Genomic DNA, 16226 nt, shown 5'->3' on the forward strand with positions numbered 1-16226 from the left:
TAACTATAACTATTTTATGAATTTATTTTGAATTCAATTTCTTTTATTTTCTCAATAAGGTATTCAAAGCTAAAGCTAGAACTATCATAGATCATTCCTGCTTGGGTCATTGAAACATAATCTTTCTTTAATTTAGTAATGGCATTTTCATTAGGTAATAGTTTAAATCTTTTATTTAAACAATCATGATAATTAGCATAACTTGCATTAAAGAAAATGGATTTATGCTCTACTACATCTTTTAGTAATTCAAAATCTTTAATTGCTAATTTACCTATATTTTGTTCATATAGTTTTACTAAATCGTACCAGTGTCTAGATAGGCGTTCAGCATTTTCTCTTAAACCACGATGACACTCAACATGAATTAATGTTGCTTTTTCCCAAAAAGTTCTTTGTGGTGATAAGACAACAACATTTGGTTCAGGGAAAATAATTAACTCATTTTCATAAGCAATATCAGGTTTAATTATATGTAATTCGTTTGGATCAATGACATTTTTCCCACCTAACTCAATAAGTACTTCTTCTTTCATATATTGGTTTGCTTGAGCTGGGGATAGCACAGAGGGATAACTAATCCAAATTTTTTCACCTGATTCATCCGTTTTTATTTCACAATGTTGAGGTAATTCCTGGAGAGCAGTTTGTAGTGCTGGCACAATCACTTGATCTCGATATTCCTTAGTATTCTTTTTTAGTGCTTCTGCTAATAATTTAACTTTATTTTTGCTCATACCTAGATGGAATGATTTGGAAACTGGAAATGAGTGAAAATCTAACGTGATATCAATATCTTCTGAAAAACGATCAATTGCCCCAAATACTTTTGATAAAGATGTGCCACCTTTAAATGCCATTGGGTGTTTATTGGGAATATTAAAAAGAATATCCAAAACTTTACATAACCAAATATCTTTTTCAAGAATTTTATCTCGCTTTGACAAATGATGGCTATAGTATTCCAGAAGTTCTCTTTGTTCATATTCTGCTAGATTAAAGTAGGATTCCTTTTCCATTATATCCCCTATACTTGCAATTCAGATTTATGGATAGCATGTTGCATCCACTGGGTTAAATTAGCATTTTTTAATGTAATAAATTCTTCATTATTAAGGTTAGCTTTTAATTTTTGAATAACAGTCGGTGTAACCAACTCTTTTCCTAAATACCATAAAGCAGATATAGCTAATCCAATATTTGTTCCAGCATATTGAAGTTTTCTTTTATTAGATGTATGAATAAATTGTACTTCTGTATTTATGATCTTAATTTTTCGGGTTGTACCACTTGTATAAAACACAGTTTTAGTCGGCATTTGTGTGCTTAACTTAAACAGTCTGGCTGCTTCGGCCCCATGGATTTGAATTATCTCTCCATTTTGTTTAGAAATAGTGTGTATAACAGTTTCAAGTTTTACAGGTACATTACCAACAAAACGATTTTTTATTGGTCGGAAAAATAAACCTCTAGCTGCGCGTTCAATTTCGCCTTGTTTTACCATTCTTGATAGTGTTTTATCTATAACTGCTCTATTTCCGATATTTAAAAAATCTCTAGAAGCAAACAGGGATCCTCGGTCAAACGATAAAATTTTTTCTTTGACTTGTTTGGCTATGGTCATATCGCCCCCTTTTTTTCTCTTCTTTATAAATAATTACGATATTTTCTGACATTTTAGCACTGAAAAGAATAGAGTAAAGTATTTTAATCTATGGATGAATTATAAGGATGCGCGCAGTGTTTCAATGATATACTGAGTTTGTCAAGTGGTCGTAAATGTCATTCTATGTGATCTTAATCACATTTCTTAAATTTCTTATCTACATATTTTCTATATTGTGATCTTATTCACATTTTTATTCTCAAAATTTTGCTTTAATAAGTGCACAAAAGATATGTGAGTGTACTTTTGAATCATTGGCGTTAATACTCTGTTAGCATTTTATGTGAGGATATAGTTATGCAAAAACCAACGGTTGCAATGGTTTTAGGGGATCCAGCTGGAGTTGGACCTGAACTAGTTGCTAAATTATTAGCAAAAAGTGAATTACGAGAAAAGGCGAATATACTGTTAATAGCAGATAAAGATGAACTAAAAAAAGGGTTTGATATTGCTAGAGTTAATCCTATTTTTGATGAGATATGTGAAAACGAATTAGTGGATTATTCGTTTAAATCAGGATTGCCAGCTTTACTGAACCATCCTAATTCTCATTCTAAGCCTTTTGAATATGGCCTAGCAACAGAACAAAGTGGCGTGTATATATTGGAAACTTTAAAACGAGCAGTAGATTTTGCTCAGCAAGGTTTGGTTCATTCTATTTGCTTTGCGCCACTCAATAAACAGGCTATGCATAAAGGGGGGCTAAAATATCGAGATGAGTTACATTGGTTCGCAGAGCAAACAAAATATCATGATTTTGTATGTGAATTAAATGTAGTTGATGGTATTTGGGCTAGTCGCGTAACTTCTCATATTCCTTTTAAAGATATTGTGCCTAATTTATCCATTAAAGCTGTAGTAGATTGCATTAAATTATTACATCGTTCTTTAGTTCAGTCTGGGGTAACACATCCTCGTATTGCCGTACAAGCATTGAACCCTCATGGTGGGGAAGGTGGGGTATTTGGAGATGAGGAGATAAAAATTATCACACCAGCTATAGAAGAAGGGCGAAATCTAGGGTTCGAATTATATGGTCCTTTCCCAAGTGATACAACAATGCGAGAAGTAGAGCGATTGAAAATTGATGGTGTGGTATCTATGTATCATGACCAATTTTCTACGGCCCTGAAATTACTTGGTTTTGAACGCGGCGTCACTGTACAAGGAGGAATCCCAATTCCAATTACAACTGCCAATCATGGCACTGCTTATGATTTGTATGGAAAAAATATTGCTATTCCAACGGCATTTGAGACTGCCTTTGATATTGCCGTAAGAATGGGAAAAGGCGTATTAGAATCTGAATAATTAGGGAGAAAAAATATGAATAGAAAACCTAAAAAGTTATTAAATAATCCACATGATGTATCAGCTGAACAATTAGAGGGGTTAATTTATGCTTGTGGTGGGAAATTGGTGAAAGTGGAAGGCTATAGCGGGGTTTATCATAATGCAATCGCTGAGAATAAGCCTGTGCTTGTAACTGGCGGGGGAAGTGGCCACGAACCAATGTTTGCGGGTTATGTCGGAAGTGGATTAGCAGATGCTGCTGCACTAGGCGAGATTTTTGCTTCTCCATCCCCAGATATCATTATTGCGACAGCCAAAGTCGCAGAAAAAGGAAAAGGAGTGTTATTTGTATATGGCTGTTATGCTGGTGATAACATGAATTTTGATATCGCAGCAGAGTTACTGGAAGAAGAAGGTATACCAGTGAGAACAGTACGAGTAACTGATGATATATCTTCCGCACCCTTATCAAAAATAAGTGAACGTAGAGGGGTTGCCGGAGATATGTATGTATTGAAAATAGCGGGGGCTGCGATAGCGGCAGGATATGATTTGGAAGCTGCTCATACAGTAACTGAAAAGGCAAATTTTAATACCCGTTCAATGGGGGTTGCACTTGGACCTTGTTCAATACCTGAAACTGGCAAATTTAATTTTGAATTAGCTGACGATGAATTAGAGCTTGGCATGGGTATACATGGAGAGCCTGGTGTCCGGCGTCAAAAGATGACAAACGCAGATGATATAAATGGGGAAATTATTGAGCGCTTATGTGAAGATATTGAATTAAAAGCAGGAGATAGAGTATGTCTTACTATCAATAATTTAGGCGCATCCACTTATACGGAGTTATTTATTGCAAACAGAAAAGTACATCAAGAATTAGAAAAACGCGGTATTAGTGTATATGACACTTATATTGGTAGCTATTGTACATCACAAGAAATGGCTGGGTATTCAGTAACAATATTCCGTTTAGATGATGAGTTGCAGCAACTCTACGATATGCCTTGTGATAGTTTTAAATGGAGAAAATAGTATGAATGTAATAGAAGCAAAAGCAATGTTACTTTATGTATCAGAACAAATGGTTGCCAGTGAACCTACCTTAACTGAGCTAGATTTAAAGATTGGAGACGGGGATCATGGGTTGGGTATGCAACGTGGTTTTGAAGCTGTCCGTACTTTATTAAAAACTGATTTCCAGCCTAAAGATATTGGTGACTTATTTCTAACGGTTGGTACAAAAATGATGTCAAGCATGGGAGGTGCTTCGGGAGCTATTTTTGGTACCTTATTTAGAGCCGGTGGCAAAGCATTATTGGGTCAAAGTGAATTCAATGCGCAAACATTATCACAATTTTTAGTTGCAGGTTCAGCAGGAGTATTTTCACGTGGTGGAGCTAAGCCTGGTGATAAAACGATGATGGATGCATTGGTTGCGGCAGAGAAAGAATCTGAAAGAGCTAAAACAGAAAATTTAGTGACCGCACTTTCTCGCGTGGCAATAGCTGCTGCTAATGGTGCTGAGAATACAAGAAATCAAGTAGCTGTTTTTGGACGTGCAAAAAGCCTTGGGGAACGTTCTATTGGTTATATAGATCCAGGTGCTGTTTCAATGTCTTTTATTTTGGAGTTTATGTTTGATTATGTAAATAAAGCATAATTATTTTATAGGAAATGGCGTAAAGCATTTTACGCCTTTTTAGGAGATGAGCTATGACAAAGCAAAAAGCCTCAAATATTCGATGGTTTGTTTTTGGAGTAATTTTCCTCCTTGTTGTAATCAATCTCATTGATCGTATTTCTCTTTCTATAGCAATGCCAACTATTGCAAAGGAGTTTGATTTATCACCAACAACTCAAGGATTGATTTTAAGTAGTTTCTTTTGGGCATATGCATTACTACAAATTCCAGGTGGCTGGCTTATTGATAAATATGGCCCGCGTAAAATAATTACAGGTTCTACTGTCTTATGGGGGATCTTTCAAACTCTAGCAGCCTTTGCAACAGGGGGAATATCATTATTACTTACTCGTTTTATGTTGGGCGCAGCTGAAGCTCCACTATTCCCATCGGGCGGAAAATTAAATGCAACTTGGTTGTCATCACAAGAACGTGGTCGTGGTGCAGTGATTATGGATTGCGGCGGTCCATTAGGTGCGGCATTAGGCGGTATTATCATTGCATATATGATTGCAAGTATTGGCTCTTGGCGTACAGTTTTTGCCATTGCAGGTATTGCAACGATTCTGTTAGGTTTCATTTCTTGGAAATTTTTACGTGACACCCCACAAGAGCATAAATTAGTTAATAAAGAAGAATTGGCATTAATTGAATTATCACATAGCTGTTCTCAAAGTGCGGTCGATTCTGAGCCAGCTTCAAAAGGTATTGGGGTTCCTTTTGGCTCATTAGCGGCAATTCTATGTGGTCGTGCGGCTTGGGCGATGATGTTTTTTGGATTATTAACTTGGGGACCAAGTTATTTGGCGCAAGCTCGTGGATTTGATATTAAAGGCATTGGTAATGCCACATTCATTATCTTCTTATGTGGCACCTTTGGTTCATTATGCGGTGGTTTCCTTTCTGATACCTTAGTGAAAAAAGGCGTGGCGCAACGTATTGCAGTAAAAACTGTGTTGACAGTTTCTGGTATAAGCACATTAATTGCGTTCTCATTATTGCCTAAAATGAATGAGCCAATGGTTGCGATTGCAACACTTTCTGTTGCGGCATTCTTCTTAATGTGGGGAAGTTTATATTGGAGTTTCCCGGCATTAATTGCCCCGAAAAGTAAAGTAGGTATTGTTGGCGGTATTATGAATATGGCTGGTAGTGTTGGTGGTATTGTTGTTCCTATCTTAGTCGGTTTTATTCTTGCTCAAACCAATAAAAACTATGATAACGTCTTGTTATTCTTTGCCGGTTGCTCTTTGGTTTATATCTTAGGTACATTAAGCATTAAATTGAGTAAACAAGATAAATAATAGGAGATGAGTTATGGAAAATAAATTATATGATGGTCCAATGATTGATGCGCATCAACACTTCTGGCAACCACAAATTAATCCGCATCCTTGGTTAGCACCTGATGTTTTAATTCCTTTCCGTTATGGTGATTATACTGCTATCAAAAAAGAGTATTTACCACCGGATTACTTAAAAGATGCAACAGAAAAACATAATGTTGTCGCGACTGTTTATGTGGATGCGGAATGGGATCCGAAAGCGCCATTAGATGAAACAAAATACATTCATACTGTCGCTGAAAAATTTGGTATGCCAAATGCAGTGGTTGCGCAAGCCTGGTTACATCACGATGATATTGAAGATGTGCTCAAAGCTCAGTCAGCTTATCCATTAGTGCGTACCGTTCGTCATAAACCAGCTGGTGCATTGACACCAGAAGAAGCCAAAAATGGTGTCAGAACACTGATGAGCGATGATAAATGGCGTCAAGGTTATGCATTATTAAGAAAATATAACTTAGATTTTGACTTGCAAACACCTTGGTGGAATTTACACGAAGCGAAAAAGTTAGCAGAAGATTTTCCTAATACATTAATTATTTTAAATCATACCGCGCTTCCATCTGATCGTTCTCAAGAAGGGTTAAATGCTTGGCACAAATCAATTTCGCAATTGGCTGATGTACCTAATATTGCGATAAAAATATCAGGTATTGGTTTGCCAGAAAAACCTTGGAGTCTTGATAATAACCGTTGGATTATTCAAGAAACAGTAAAAATTTTTGGAGTTGATAGAGCAATGTTTGCAAGTAATTTCCCAGTGGATAGTTTATGTGGAGATTTAGATATAATTTTTACTGGTTTTAAAGAAGCAGTGAAAGATTATAGTGAGAGTGAGCAGCATAAACTCTTTTTTTCTAATGCAAAAAAATATTACAAAATTAATATCTAGTGATATTTAAGGATAAATTATGGCTAATTCTTTGAGACTCGCGGTTAATACTTCTATTTATGATGGATACGATATGGATGTGGTCTTTAATTCAATTAAAAAGTGCGGTTTTAAATTCTTTGAATTAGCCTATAACCAAGGGTATATCAGTAATTTAAGTTCTTCTATATTTAGTGACCAAAATGCTACTTATATAAACGCATTAAAAGAGAAATATGGGCTTTCGACCCTAGCGCTAGGTTGTACCATGGATCTTGCTACAGATGGATTAGTAGATATCTTTGAGGAAAGATTGATTTTTGCTCATAAAATTGGTGCGAAATATATTAATGTTTGTACAACAAAATCTGATAAAAAAGAAAAATTATTAAAGAATTTAATATCTTTATGCCCTCTTCTAAAAGAGAATGATACCATTCTATGTTTAGAAAATGGTGGAGACTATAACTACAATGCATTTGTCACAGTAGAGGATGGTATTGCTCTCTTAAGTAATCTTGAAAAAGAATTTTATGCATTGAATTTCGATCCTGGAAATATGGTTACTCTTAATAAGGAAATAGATGTTGTATCTCAATCTTTAAAATCAATACCGTATTGTCAGTATTTTCATGTTAAGGATGTAGATATTGTTGATGATAAGTTTTTATTTATTCCAGTTCAGGGAAAAGGAATGATTGATTATGCAACCATTATTCCTAGATTAAAAGAACTTGATATTCCATTTAGCTTTGAGATTCCATTGCGTATGTATCGAGATCTAGATTCAACTCCCAGAAAATCAGAGAAGATTGTGGATTTAGATGAAATTGAGAGAACGCTGATTATTTCTCGAGAATATATTGAAAATCTGTAATGTAAATAAGGTAAATTTGTTATGACTGAATATAAAGATGCTGAATTGTTGACTGAAATTGCTATAGCTTATTATGAACATGAATTAACCCAAGAAGAGATTGCAAATAAATTTCATATTTCCCGTATTAAGGTTGGTCGATTACTTAAAAAAGCAAGAAAAGAGGGAATTGTTGAAATTAATGTTAAATATCATCCAATTTTTACATCCCAATTGGAAAATAAATTGATTGAACAATTTGGTATTCAACGAGCATTAATTGCAATTGATGAGCATAGTGAAATAGAGCAGCGCAAACAAGTTGCGGTATTAGTAAATAATTTCTTAATCAATACGCTAAAGGACGGTATGACGATTGCGGTAGGTCAGGGGCGTAATGTCGCTGCAGTAGGAGAGCACGTAGGAATTTCTCCTGAAAAAAAATGTAATTTTATTTGCGGTATTGGTGGCGTAAAACGTATAGGTGAGCCCGTTGATGCGGATAATATATGTAGAAATCTAGCACGACGTTTTAATGGTTCTAATGAAACTTTATATGCTCCAGCATATTTAGAAAGTAGGGAATCTTGCAAATTATTTATGCAGAATAATGTTATTAAAGAAACCTTAGATAGAGCTCGTCGGGCAGATATTGCGCTAGTTGGTATTGGTGATATGAATGAGCAAAGCTATATGGTTCAGCTTGGTTGGTTTACATCAAAAGAAGTTAGTGATGCAAGAAATAATCAAGGTGTTGTTGGTGAAATCGCAGGTTATGGCTTTTTTAATCTTAACGGTGAGATTATTGATACTGCTATGAGTAATCGTGTGATTGGCTTAAGTCTCGATGATCTAAGAAAAATTCCTTGTGTAATTGGAATTGCTTCTGAGAGCACAAAAGCAATTGCTATTCTTGGAGCATTAAGAACAGGAATTATTGATGTTATTGCCACGAGTGCAAGCAATATTAATACAGTATTAAATTTAGTAAAAGTCTGATTTTATAGAAAATAGTAATCATCTATTTTTAGGATCTGAGAATAGCTTAAATGGGGTAGAAGTTAAATGCAGTAAAAATAATTTCTATTAATAAATCCTAAAATATATAAGATGGCATTAGTAGTTTTATCAAGTTTGCGTTGAATTATATTAATTTAGATGATGTAAGAAATGTGTTTTCATATTGGTTTGGCAAACTAAATTTGCCATAACTGGTTATGGAATAGTTATAAACTTAATGAGGAGTAAAACTATGAAACTTGCAATTGGATGTGATGATGCAGCTTATAACTTAAAACTTGAGTTAATTAAATATTTAGAAAGTTTAGGTTATGAAGTTGATGATTTTGGAGCAGGTGCAGGAGATAAAACACTCTACCCTGAAGTAGCAGAGAAGGTTGCGTTAGCTGTAGCAGATGGTAAATATGATAGGGCAATTCTAACTTGCGGAACAGGTATCGGTGTTTGTATCACAGCAAATAAAGTTCCTGGAGTTCGTGCTGCAGTATGCCATGACTTATTTTCAGCTGAACGTTCTAGAAAAAGTAATGACGCACAAATTATTTGTTTTGGTGAGCGAGTAATTGGTGTTGAACTGGCAAAATCATTATTAAAAGTTTGGTTAGGATGTGATTTTGCGGGTGGGGGTTCTACACCTAAATTAGCTAAAATGAAAGAAATTGATGCTAAGTATAATAAACGTTAATTTCTATATTTTATGATTAAATAAGTTTAGTTATAAAGAGAGGATAGGTTATGAAAAAATTAAATATTTATTCTGCGACAATTTTATTGGCGACATTATTCTCCAGTTCTGTATTTGCTGCTGGTGAGCATGTATTAGCTTTAAGCCACTATGGCTCTCCAAGTGATACAGTTACTAAAGCAACTGAATATATGGCAAAACGAGTCAGTGAATTATCAAATGGACGTATTAGTATCAAATTACATCCTAATAGTGAATTGGGACCATCTGGCACACAAATAGATGGAGTACGTATGGGTACGATTGATATTGTAGTTGTTGGTAACCCTTATTATACAACTTTTGCAGAAGAGTTGAATTTATTAGATCTACCGTTTTTATTTAGAGATGAGACGCATGTTGAAAAAGTACTAATGGGAGAGGTTGGTAAAAATTTGTTAAAAAGTTTAGAAAAATCAGGCTTGAAAGGCTTGGCATTCTATGAAATTGGTTTTCGTGATCTTACAAATAGTAAAAAACAAATTCAATCTATGAAAGATTTAAGTGGATTGAAATTACGTACAACACCAAATCCAGCCCACATTGTTGCGTTTAAAGAGTGGGGAGCAAATCCGACACCAATGCCATTTAATGAAGTATATTTCTCGTTAAAAACAGGTGTAATTGATGGACAAGAGAATCCAGTTCATCACATCTACAATAATAACTTACAAGAAGTGCAGAAATATCTATCTTTGACTCACCATGCTTATACTGCAGCACCGATGGCAATGAATTTGGATCGATTTAATTATATGAATAAAGAAGATCAAGAGATTTTATTACGAGCTGCACGTGAAGGTGCTGAACTAGAGAAAAAACTGAATATTGAAGAAAATAAAGTATATTTAGGAAAATTAAAAGAGCAAGGGATGGAGGTAGAAACTAACCCTAATATATCAACTTTCCAAGAAGGTGCCAAAAAAGCGTGGGACAACTACGCGAAAAAGTTTGGATATGAGTTAATTAATAAAGTAACTGAAACTAAATAGGTTATAGATGTTTAGGAAATTTACAATTCCTAATTATAAATAATGCTATATAGTCATAATTAATGGAGATAGACATCATGATTGAACAATACGAGAAATTTATTAATAAAACGTTTTTGTCGTTAGGGTGTCTCTTTTTCCTTGTCATTGTCGTTATGACATTTGTACAAGTAATAACGAGATATGTTATTAATACATCATTTCCTTGGGCAGAAGAGTTTTTGAGATTCTGTTATACGTGGATGATCTTATTTGGTATTTTGACAACAGCCCAAATTCAAGTACCTATGTTGAGAATAATGATATTTGAACGCTTTAAATACGGTTGGTTATTATCATCTCTTCTTTATGTTGTTATGTTAGTAAGTTTATTTATTTTAATAAATGGAGGAATAAAACTCTATGGTATGACCTTAAATAGCTATTATTCAGCATTCAAAATCTCAATTTCTTGGGTTTATGTTCCGTTTATTGTATGCCTTTCTCTTGAGGTAATTAGAGTTTTACTTGCATCAATATCATTAATTAGAACAAAAAAAGTAGGAGATTTATAATGTCATTTATTGTATTACTGGGTGTGATGTTTACATTAACCGTATTAGGCTTGCCGTTATTCTATAGTATTATTTTTGCGTCTATTGTAACATTATTTTTCTTCTTACCTTATATTCCAGTTACTATCGTTGCACAACAAGTCATGCAAGGGCTTGATACTAATGCTTTACAAGCACTGGCTTTCTTTTTTCTTGCAGGCGAATTAATGAGTGTTGGAGGAATTACGACTAGGATTATTCGTTTCGTAACATCTTTAATTGGTCAATGGAAAGGGTCGCTTGCTTATATTAATATCTTTTCTAGTTTATTTTTTGGTTCAATTAGTGGTTCTGCCGTTGCTTCTACCGCAGCAATAGGAAGTTCGCTTATTCCTGAAATGAAAAAATCAAATTATTCAGCACCATTTTCTGCAGCTTTAACACAATCATCATCTATTATTGGTCCAATTATCCCTCCTAGCGTGCCAATGATTGTATTTGCGGCTTTAGCTGGTGCAGGTGTATCAGTTGGAAAAATGTTTATGTCAGGAATTATTCCTGGTTTAATGATTGCATTGGTTCTTATTTTAGTTACTTTTGTTCTTAGCAAAATCTACAAATATGGTAATCAGTCAGTACCATTTAATTGGAATGAAGTAAAAGCAAGTGGCAAAGATGCTGTTTGGGCTTTGCTTTGCCCGATAATTATCTTGTACGGTATTATTTCAGGCATATTTACTGCAACTGAAGCAGGAGCTGTTTCTGTTGTTTATGCTTATTTGGTTGGTACATTTATTTACAAAGAGCTTAGCTTTGAACGCTTGAAAAAAGCTTTTATTTCATCATTAAAAGGTACAATTACTGTGATGCTTATTGTAGGTGCATCATCAATATTTGCATGGATGATTGCTCGCTTGCAAATTAGTCATCAAGTTGCTATGTGGGTATCTCAAGTATGTGATAATCCATTGGAAGCCTTATTACTTATTAATTTTATTGTATTATTTATTGGCATGGTAATGGATCCAACCGCCGCATTAACTATTTTAGTACCTGTATTTATGCCGATAGTAAATCAGTTTGGAATTAATCCCATTCATTTCGGTTTAGTGATTATTTTAAACCTAATGATAGGATTGGTTACACCTCCAGTAGGTTATCTCATATTCTTATCAGCTAATATTGCAGAATGCGAACCAATGAAAGTACTAAAAGCAAGTATTCCATTTTTAATTTCATTATTTGGATTATTATTCCTTCTAATTTTAGTGCCAGAATTTAGCACATTTTTGCCGGAATTATTTTTTCAATAGGAGATGAACTATGAACCAATGGATTGATTTATCGATGCCGATTTCAGCTAATCATATACGTTGGAAAAGTGCGGTTGAAAAGAAAGGTAATTTTGATGAAGGTGATTTATTCGAAGCTACTCAGTTACAAACATCCTGCCATGCATTTACGCATATGGATGCATTAAGTCATATTCGAAAAGATGCCTATAATATATTAGATATCCCTATCGAAACTTATATAGGTGAATTCTATGTGTTAGATTTGGCCAATGAGGTTTATGATAACTATGAAATAAATGATCGTGTTTTAGCTCGTATTTGGCCAAACTATCCAAATATTAGAAAAATAATTTTTCGAACAGCTTGGGATACTCATTATAGCTATAATTCAAAAGAATTTTGGGGGCGTTCACCTTATATTTCTACTCAAGGTGCAGAGTTTCTTGCAGAGAAAAATCTCGACATTATTGCTTTTGATTTTCCACAAGATTATCCAATTCGTGGATGGCTTACAGGTAAAGTAGAAAAACCTTTAAGTAAACATGTTACTCATCAGCATTTATTATTAAAGGGTGTAACGCTTGTTGAGTACCTTTGTAATACTCAAGCAATTACAACCCCTATTATTGATGCTTTAATGATTCCTATCGCGATTGAAAATACAGATGGGGCACCTTGTCGAGTATTGATCAGAAATAAGGATTAAGTTATGGCGAAGAAGATTTATTTTGGAACAAATTTAAAAATGTACAAAGGTAATGCTGATGTTATTAATTATCTTTCAGAGTTATCTGATTTATCTCAGTCATTACAAAAAAGTTATAATGCAGAAATATTTGTAATTCCATCATTTACCTCATTAAAGGATGCTGTAGAGACAATTAATTTAAAGCATTCGTCAATAATAATTGGCGCACAAAATATGAATCCCAATGATAACGGACAGTTTACTGGCGATATTTCCCCATTAATGTTAAAAGAGTTAGGAATTCGACTTGTTATGATTGGTCATTCAGAGCGACGCCATATTTTTAGAGAAACAGATGAAGAAGAAAATGCAAAAGTCTTATCTTCATTAAAGCATGGGTTTATAACATTACTCTGTATTGGTGAAACAGCAGAACAAAAGAATTATGATATTTCTGATGAAATTTTACGTACACAGTTAAAAATTGCTCTTCACGGTGTCGAGCTTATGCAATTAGATAACTTATGGATTGCGTATGAACCTGTTTGGGCTATTGGCACAGGCGGTACACCAGCTAGTGCAGAATATGCTGATAATAAACATGCAGTAATTAAACAGTGTCTATTTGAATTGTTTGGTGAGGATAGTAAAAAAATTCCTGTGCTTTATGGTGGAAGTGTGAATCCTAACAATGCTAATACTTTGATTGAGAAGCCGAACATTGATGGTTTGTTCACTGGTAGAAGTGCTTGGAATGCAAAAGCATTTTCTACATTAATCTTTGATGCATTAAAGACTGCTGAACAAAAGAAGATAATAAGATCGCGAACCGGCTCTGAAAGTTTTTCAGTCAATGAATATACTGGTATTGCTCGTGATTTGTTATCAAAGCTTGGTGGAGTGGAAAATATTGCTGCTTTAACACATTGTGCTACGCGTATTCGTGTTGTGCCATATGATCCTATTAAAGTGGACAAAATAGGCATTGATAAGATAGATAAATCTAAAGGTGTTTTTACCGTGGCAGGTAATCAATATCAAATTATCTTTGGTGTTGGAATTGTGGAAAAGGTTTATGAAGAAATGCTAAACTTGATATCAAATAAGTCCAGCCATAATAATTAGTCTCTTTTGTGAACTAGAGCACAACTTTTTTATCAAAAATCAGGTACAATGTTCGAGTTACACAAACAGGTTATTAGAACACAGGAGTATTAAATGACAGATCAAAAACAACTTGCAAATGCAATTCGTTTTTTAAGTATGGATGCTGTGCAAAAAGCAAAATCCGGGCATCCGGGGGCGCCGATGGGGATGGCGGATATTGCTGAGGTGCTTTGGCGTGGTTTTATGAAACATAACCCGACTAATCCGAAATGGGCGGATCGCGACCGTTTTGTACTTTCTAACGGGCATGGTTCTATGTTGATTTATAGCTTGCTTCATTTAACAGGCTATGATCTTTCTATCGAAGATTTGAAAAATTTCCGTCAACTTCATTCTAAAACCCCGGGGCACCCTGAATATGGTTATGCGCCGGGTGTGGAAACTACAACAGGTCCATTAGGGCAAGGGATTACCAATGCTGTTGGGATGGCGATTGCGGAAAAAACCTTAGCTGCACAATTTAACCGTGACGGTCACGATATTGTAAATCACCACACCTATGTGTTCTTAGGTGATGGCTGTTTGATGGAAGGGATTTCCCACGAAGCTTGTTCATTAGCGGGTACGCTGGGTTTGGGTAAATTAATTGCGTTCTATGATGACAATAATATTTCTATTGATGGTCACGTAGATGGTTGGTTTACGGATAACACAAAACAACGTTTTGAGGCTTATGGTTGGCAAGTTATTGATGCGGTGGATGGTCACAATGCAGCGCAAATCGCAGATGCGGTGAAAAAAGCCCAAGCGGAAACAGATAAACCGACTTTGATTATTTGTAAAACCATTATTGGTTATGGTTCGCCAAATAAAGCGAATTCACACGACAGCCACGGTGCGCCATTAGGGGATGAAGAAATTGCCTTAACCCGTAAAGCATTAAACTGGGATTATGCGCCATTTGAAATTCCAGCGGATATTTATGCGGCTTGGGATGCAAAAGCAGCCGGTGCTAAAGCAGAAGCAGCCTGGAATGAGAAATTTGCAGCTTATGAGCAAGCCTATCCTGAATTAGCCGCAGAATTTAAACGCCGTGTCGCAGGTGAATTACCTGCAAACTGGGCGCAAGAAAGCCAAGCCTTTATTGAAAAATTACAAGCAAATCCAGCGTCAATTGCAAGCCGTAAAGCGTCACAAAATGCCATTGAAGCCTATGCGCATATCTTGCCTGAATTCTTAGGCGGTTCAGCGGATTTAGCGGGTTCAAACTTAACCCTATGGTCGGGTTCGCGCCCAATTCGCGCCAAAGAAAACCAAGACGGTAACTACATCAACTATGGTGTCCGTGAATTTGGTATGTCCGCGATTATGAATGGTATTGCGTTACACGGCGGTTTCATTCCTTACGGTGCGACTTTCTTAATGTTCTATGAATATGCACACAACGCAGTGCGTATGGCGGCGTTAATGAAACAACGTTCATTGTTTGTGTACACTCATGATTCAATTGGTTTAGGCGAAGATGGTCCGACTCACCAACCGGTAGAACAAACTGCGGCGTTGCGTTTAATTCCTAATTTGGAAACATGGCGTCCGGCAGACCAAGTGGAATCGGCCATTGCATGGCAACAAGCGGTGGAACGTAAAGAGGGTCCATCGGCATTGATTTTCACACGTCAAAACTTGCCACAATTAGGCCGCACTTCAGCGCAATTGGACAATGTAAAACGTGGTGGTTACATTGTGCGTGAATGTTGTGAAAAAGGAAATTGCCCTGATTTAATTCTGATTGCAACAGGTTCTGAAGTGGAACTTGCGATTAAAGCTGCAGAAGTATTGGATGCAGAAGGCGTGAAAGTTCGCGTGGTTTCAATGCCAAGCACGAACCGTTTTGATAAACAAGATGCGGCATATCGTGAAAGCGTATTGCCAAGCAATGTGACAAAACGCGTGGCGATTGAAGCACAAATTTCAGACTTCTGGTACAAATATGTGGGTCTTGAAGGCCGCATTGTAGGCATGAACACATTTGGTGAATCTGCGCCTGCGGATCAATTATTCAAATTGTTCGGCTTTACCGTAGAAAATGTGGTGGCAAAAGCGAAAGAAATTTTATAAATTTTATCGCACTTTTCCTTGGGACAGGCT

16 protein-coding genes are annotated in these 16226 nt (G+C 35.6%); 14 read left to right on the top strand and 2 right to left on the bottom strand.

Features of this window, described 5'->3' with window-relative positions:
- Nucleotides 1-14: 14 nt before the first annotated feature.
- Together Q0O89_RS04275 and Q0O89_RS04280 are read right to left on the bottom strand one after the other, a co-directional pair.
- The gene (locus tag Q0O89_RS04275; RefSeq protein WP_293730465.1) at nt 15-1019 is read right to left on the bottom strand and encodes a nucleotidyl transferase AbiEii/AbiGii toxin family protein; all 1005 of its coding nucleotides are present in this window, start codon (nt 1017-1019) and stop codon (nt 15-17) included.
- Between the two features lie 8 nt (nt 1020-1027).
- A complete protein-coding gene (locus tag Q0O89_RS04280; RefSeq protein ID WP_273402678.1) occupies nt 1028-1624 on the bottom strand; it encodes a DUF6088 family protein in 597 nt (198 codons plus the stop codon).
- A 339-nt stretch (nt 1625-1963) separates the two neighbouring features.
- Here Q0O89_RS04280 and Q0O89_RS04285 point away from each other — a divergent pair, with 339 nt between their 5' ends.
- The 14 genes from Q0O89_RS04285 (at nt 1964) to tkt (ending at nt 16196) form a co-directional block, all read left to right on the top strand.
- Nucleotides 1964-2977, top strand: a complete 1014-nt coding sequence (locus Q0O89_RS04285; protein WP_293730466.1) for a 4-hydroxythreonine-4-phosphate dehydrogenase PdxA — start codon at nt 1964-1966, stop codon at nt 2975-2977.
- 15 nt (nt 2978-2992) lie between these two features.
- Nucleotides 2993-3997, top strand: a complete 1005-nt coding sequence (locus Q0O89_RS04290) for a dihydroxyacetone kinase subunit DhaK (protein ID WP_293730467.1) — start codon at nt 2993-2995, stop codon at nt 3995-3997.
- Between the two features lies 1 nt (nt 3998).
- The gene (gene dhaL / locus Q0O89_RS04295) at nt 3999-4625 is read left to right on the top strand and encodes a dihydroxyacetone kinase subunit DhaL (RefSeq protein WP_293730468.1); all 627 of its coding nucleotides are present in this window, start codon (nt 3999-4001) and stop codon (nt 4623-4625) included.
- Between the two features lie 53 nt (nt 4626-4678).
- Entirely contained in the window at nt 4679-5950 is a 1272-nt protein-coding gene (locus Q0O89_RS04300) for an MFS transporter (RefSeq protein WP_273391941.1), read from the top strand.
- Nucleotides 5951-5963: 13 nt separating this feature from the next.
- On the top strand, nt 5964-6884 hold the full coding sequence (locus Q0O89_RS04305; protein WP_293730469.1) for an amidohydrolase family protein: 921 nt from the start codon (nt 5964-5966) through the stop codon (nt 6882-6884).
- A 19-nt stretch (nt 6885-6903) separates the two neighbouring features.
- The gene (locus tag Q0O89_RS04310) at nt 6904-7740 is read left to right on the top strand and encodes a TIM barrel protein (RefSeq protein ID WP_276986073.1); all 837 of its coding nucleotides are present in this window, start codon (nt 6904-6906) and stop codon (nt 7738-7740) included.
- A 21-nt stretch (nt 7741-7761) separates the two neighbouring features.
- Entirely contained in the window at nt 7762-8718 is a 957-nt protein-coding gene (locus Q0O89_RS04315) for a sugar-binding transcriptional regulator (RefSeq protein ID WP_276986071.1), read from the top strand.
- A gap of 253 nt (nt 8719-8971) precedes the next feature.
- Nucleotides 8972-9424, top strand: a complete 453-nt coding sequence (gene rpiB, locus Q0O89_RS04320) for a ribose 5-phosphate isomerase B (protein WP_293730470.1) — start codon at nt 8972-8974, stop codon at nt 9422-9424.
- A 50-nt stretch (nt 9425-9474) separates the two neighbouring features.
- Nucleotides 9475-10455 (top strand): TRAP transporter substrate-binding protein, encoded by a 981-nt coding sequence (locus tag Q0O89_RS04325; RefSeq protein ID WP_293730471.1) that lies wholly within the window; start codon nt 9475-9477, stop codon nt 10453-10455.
- Between the two features lie 77 nt (nt 10456-10532).
- Nucleotides 10533-11009: a TRAP transporter small permease gene (locus tag Q0O89_RS04330; RefSeq protein WP_273315959.1), complete on the top strand. Its 477-nt coding sequence runs from the start codon at nt 10533-10535 to the stop codon at nt 11007-11009.
- The gene (locus Q0O89_RS04335; RefSeq protein WP_293730472.1) at nt 11009-12301 is read left to right on the top strand and encodes a TRAP transporter large permease; all 1293 of its coding nucleotides are present in this window, start codon (nt 11009-11011) and stop codon (nt 12299-12301) included. The genes Q0O89_RS04330 and Q0O89_RS04335 overlap by 1 nt, the downstream gene beginning before the upstream one ends.
- 10 nt (nt 12302-12311) lie before the next feature.
- Nucleotides 12312-12989, top strand: a complete 678-nt coding sequence (locus Q0O89_RS04340) for a cyclase family protein (protein WP_293730473.1) — start codon at nt 12312-12314, stop codon at nt 12987-12989.
- Between the two features lie 3 nt (nt 12990-12992).
- Nucleotides 12993-14096 carry a triose-phosphate isomerase gene (gene tpiA / locus Q0O89_RS04345; protein WP_293730474.1) on the top strand — a complete coding sequence of 368 codons (1104 nt, stop codon included), beginning with the start codon at nt 12993-12995 and terminating at the stop codon, nt 14094-14096.
- Nucleotides 14097-14189: 93 nt separating this feature from the next.
- On the top strand, nt 14190-16196 hold the full coding sequence (gene tkt, locus Q0O89_RS04350) for a transketolase (RefSeq protein WP_135711023.1): 2007 nt from the start codon (nt 14190-14192) through the stop codon (nt 16194-16196).
- Nucleotides 16197-16226: the final 30 nt, after the last annotated feature.

The sequence above is a fragment of the uncultured Actinobacillus sp. genome (assembly GCF_945915845.1).
Lineage (GTDB): Bacteria > Pseudomonadota > Gammaproteobacteria > Enterobacterales > Pasteurellaceae > Exercitatus.

Bases quoted from the DNA above. Each gene is read 5' to 3' on its own strand.
- Q0O89_RS04315 (WP_276986071.1), top strand. From the start codon at position 7,762: ATGACTGAATATAAAGATGCTGAATTGTTGACTGAAATTGCTATAGCT.
- Q0O89_RS04275 (WP_293730465.1), bottom strand. From the start codon at position 1,019: ATGGAAAAGGAATCCTACTTTAATCTAGCAGAATATGAACAAAGAGAA.
- tkt (WP_135711023.1), top strand. From the start codon at position 14,190: ATGACAGATCAAAAACAACTTGCAAATGCAATTCGTTTTTTAAGTATG.
- Q0O89_RS04310 (WP_276986073.1), top strand. From the start codon at position 6,904: ATGGCTAATTCTTTGAGACTCGCGGTTAATACTTCTATTTATGATGGA.
- Q0O89_RS04335 (WP_293730472.1), top strand. From the start codon at position 11,009: ATGTCATTTATTGTATTACTGGGTGTGATGTTTACATTAACCGTATTA.
- tpiA (WP_293730474.1), top strand. From the start codon at position 12,993: ATGGCGAAGAAGATTTATTTTGGAACAAATTTAAAAATGTACAAAGGT.
- Q0O89_RS04330 (WP_273315959.1), top strand. From the start codon at position 10,533: ATGATTGAACAATACGAGAAATTTATTAATAAAACGTTTTTGTCGTTA.
- Q0O89_RS04285 (WP_293730466.1), top strand. From the start codon at position 1,964: ATGCAAAAACCAACGGTTGCAATGGTTTTAGGGGATCCAGCTGGAGTT.
- Q0O89_RS04290 (WP_293730467.1), top strand. From the start codon at position 2,993: ATGAATAGAAAACCTAAAAAGTTATTAAATAATCCACATGATGTATCA.
- rpiB (WP_293730470.1), top strand. From the start codon at position 8,972: ATGAAACTTGCAATTGGATGTGATGATGCAGCTTATAACTTAAAACTT.
- Q0O89_RS04280 (WP_273402678.1), bottom strand. From the start codon at position 1,624: ATGACCATAGCCAAACAAGTCAAAGAAAAAATTTTATCGTTTGACCGA.
- Q0O89_RS04305 (WP_293730469.1), top strand. From the start codon at position 5,964: ATGGAAAATAAATTATATGATGGTCCAATGATTGATGCGCATCAACAC.
- Q0O89_RS04325 (WP_293730471.1), top strand. From the start codon at position 9,475: ATGAAAAAATTAAATATTTATTCTGCGACAATTTTATTGGCGACATTA.
- Q0O89_RS04340 (WP_293730473.1), top strand. From the start codon at position 12,312: ATGAACCAATGGATTGATTTATCGATGCCGATTTCAGCTAATCATATA.
- Q0O89_RS04300 (WP_273391941.1), top strand. From the start codon at position 4,679: ATGACAAAGCAAAAAGCCTCAAATATTCGATGGTTTGTTTTTGGAGTA.
- dhaL (WP_293730468.1), top strand. From the start codon at position 3,999: ATGAATGTAATAGAAGCAAAAGCAATGTTACTTTATGTATCAGAACAA.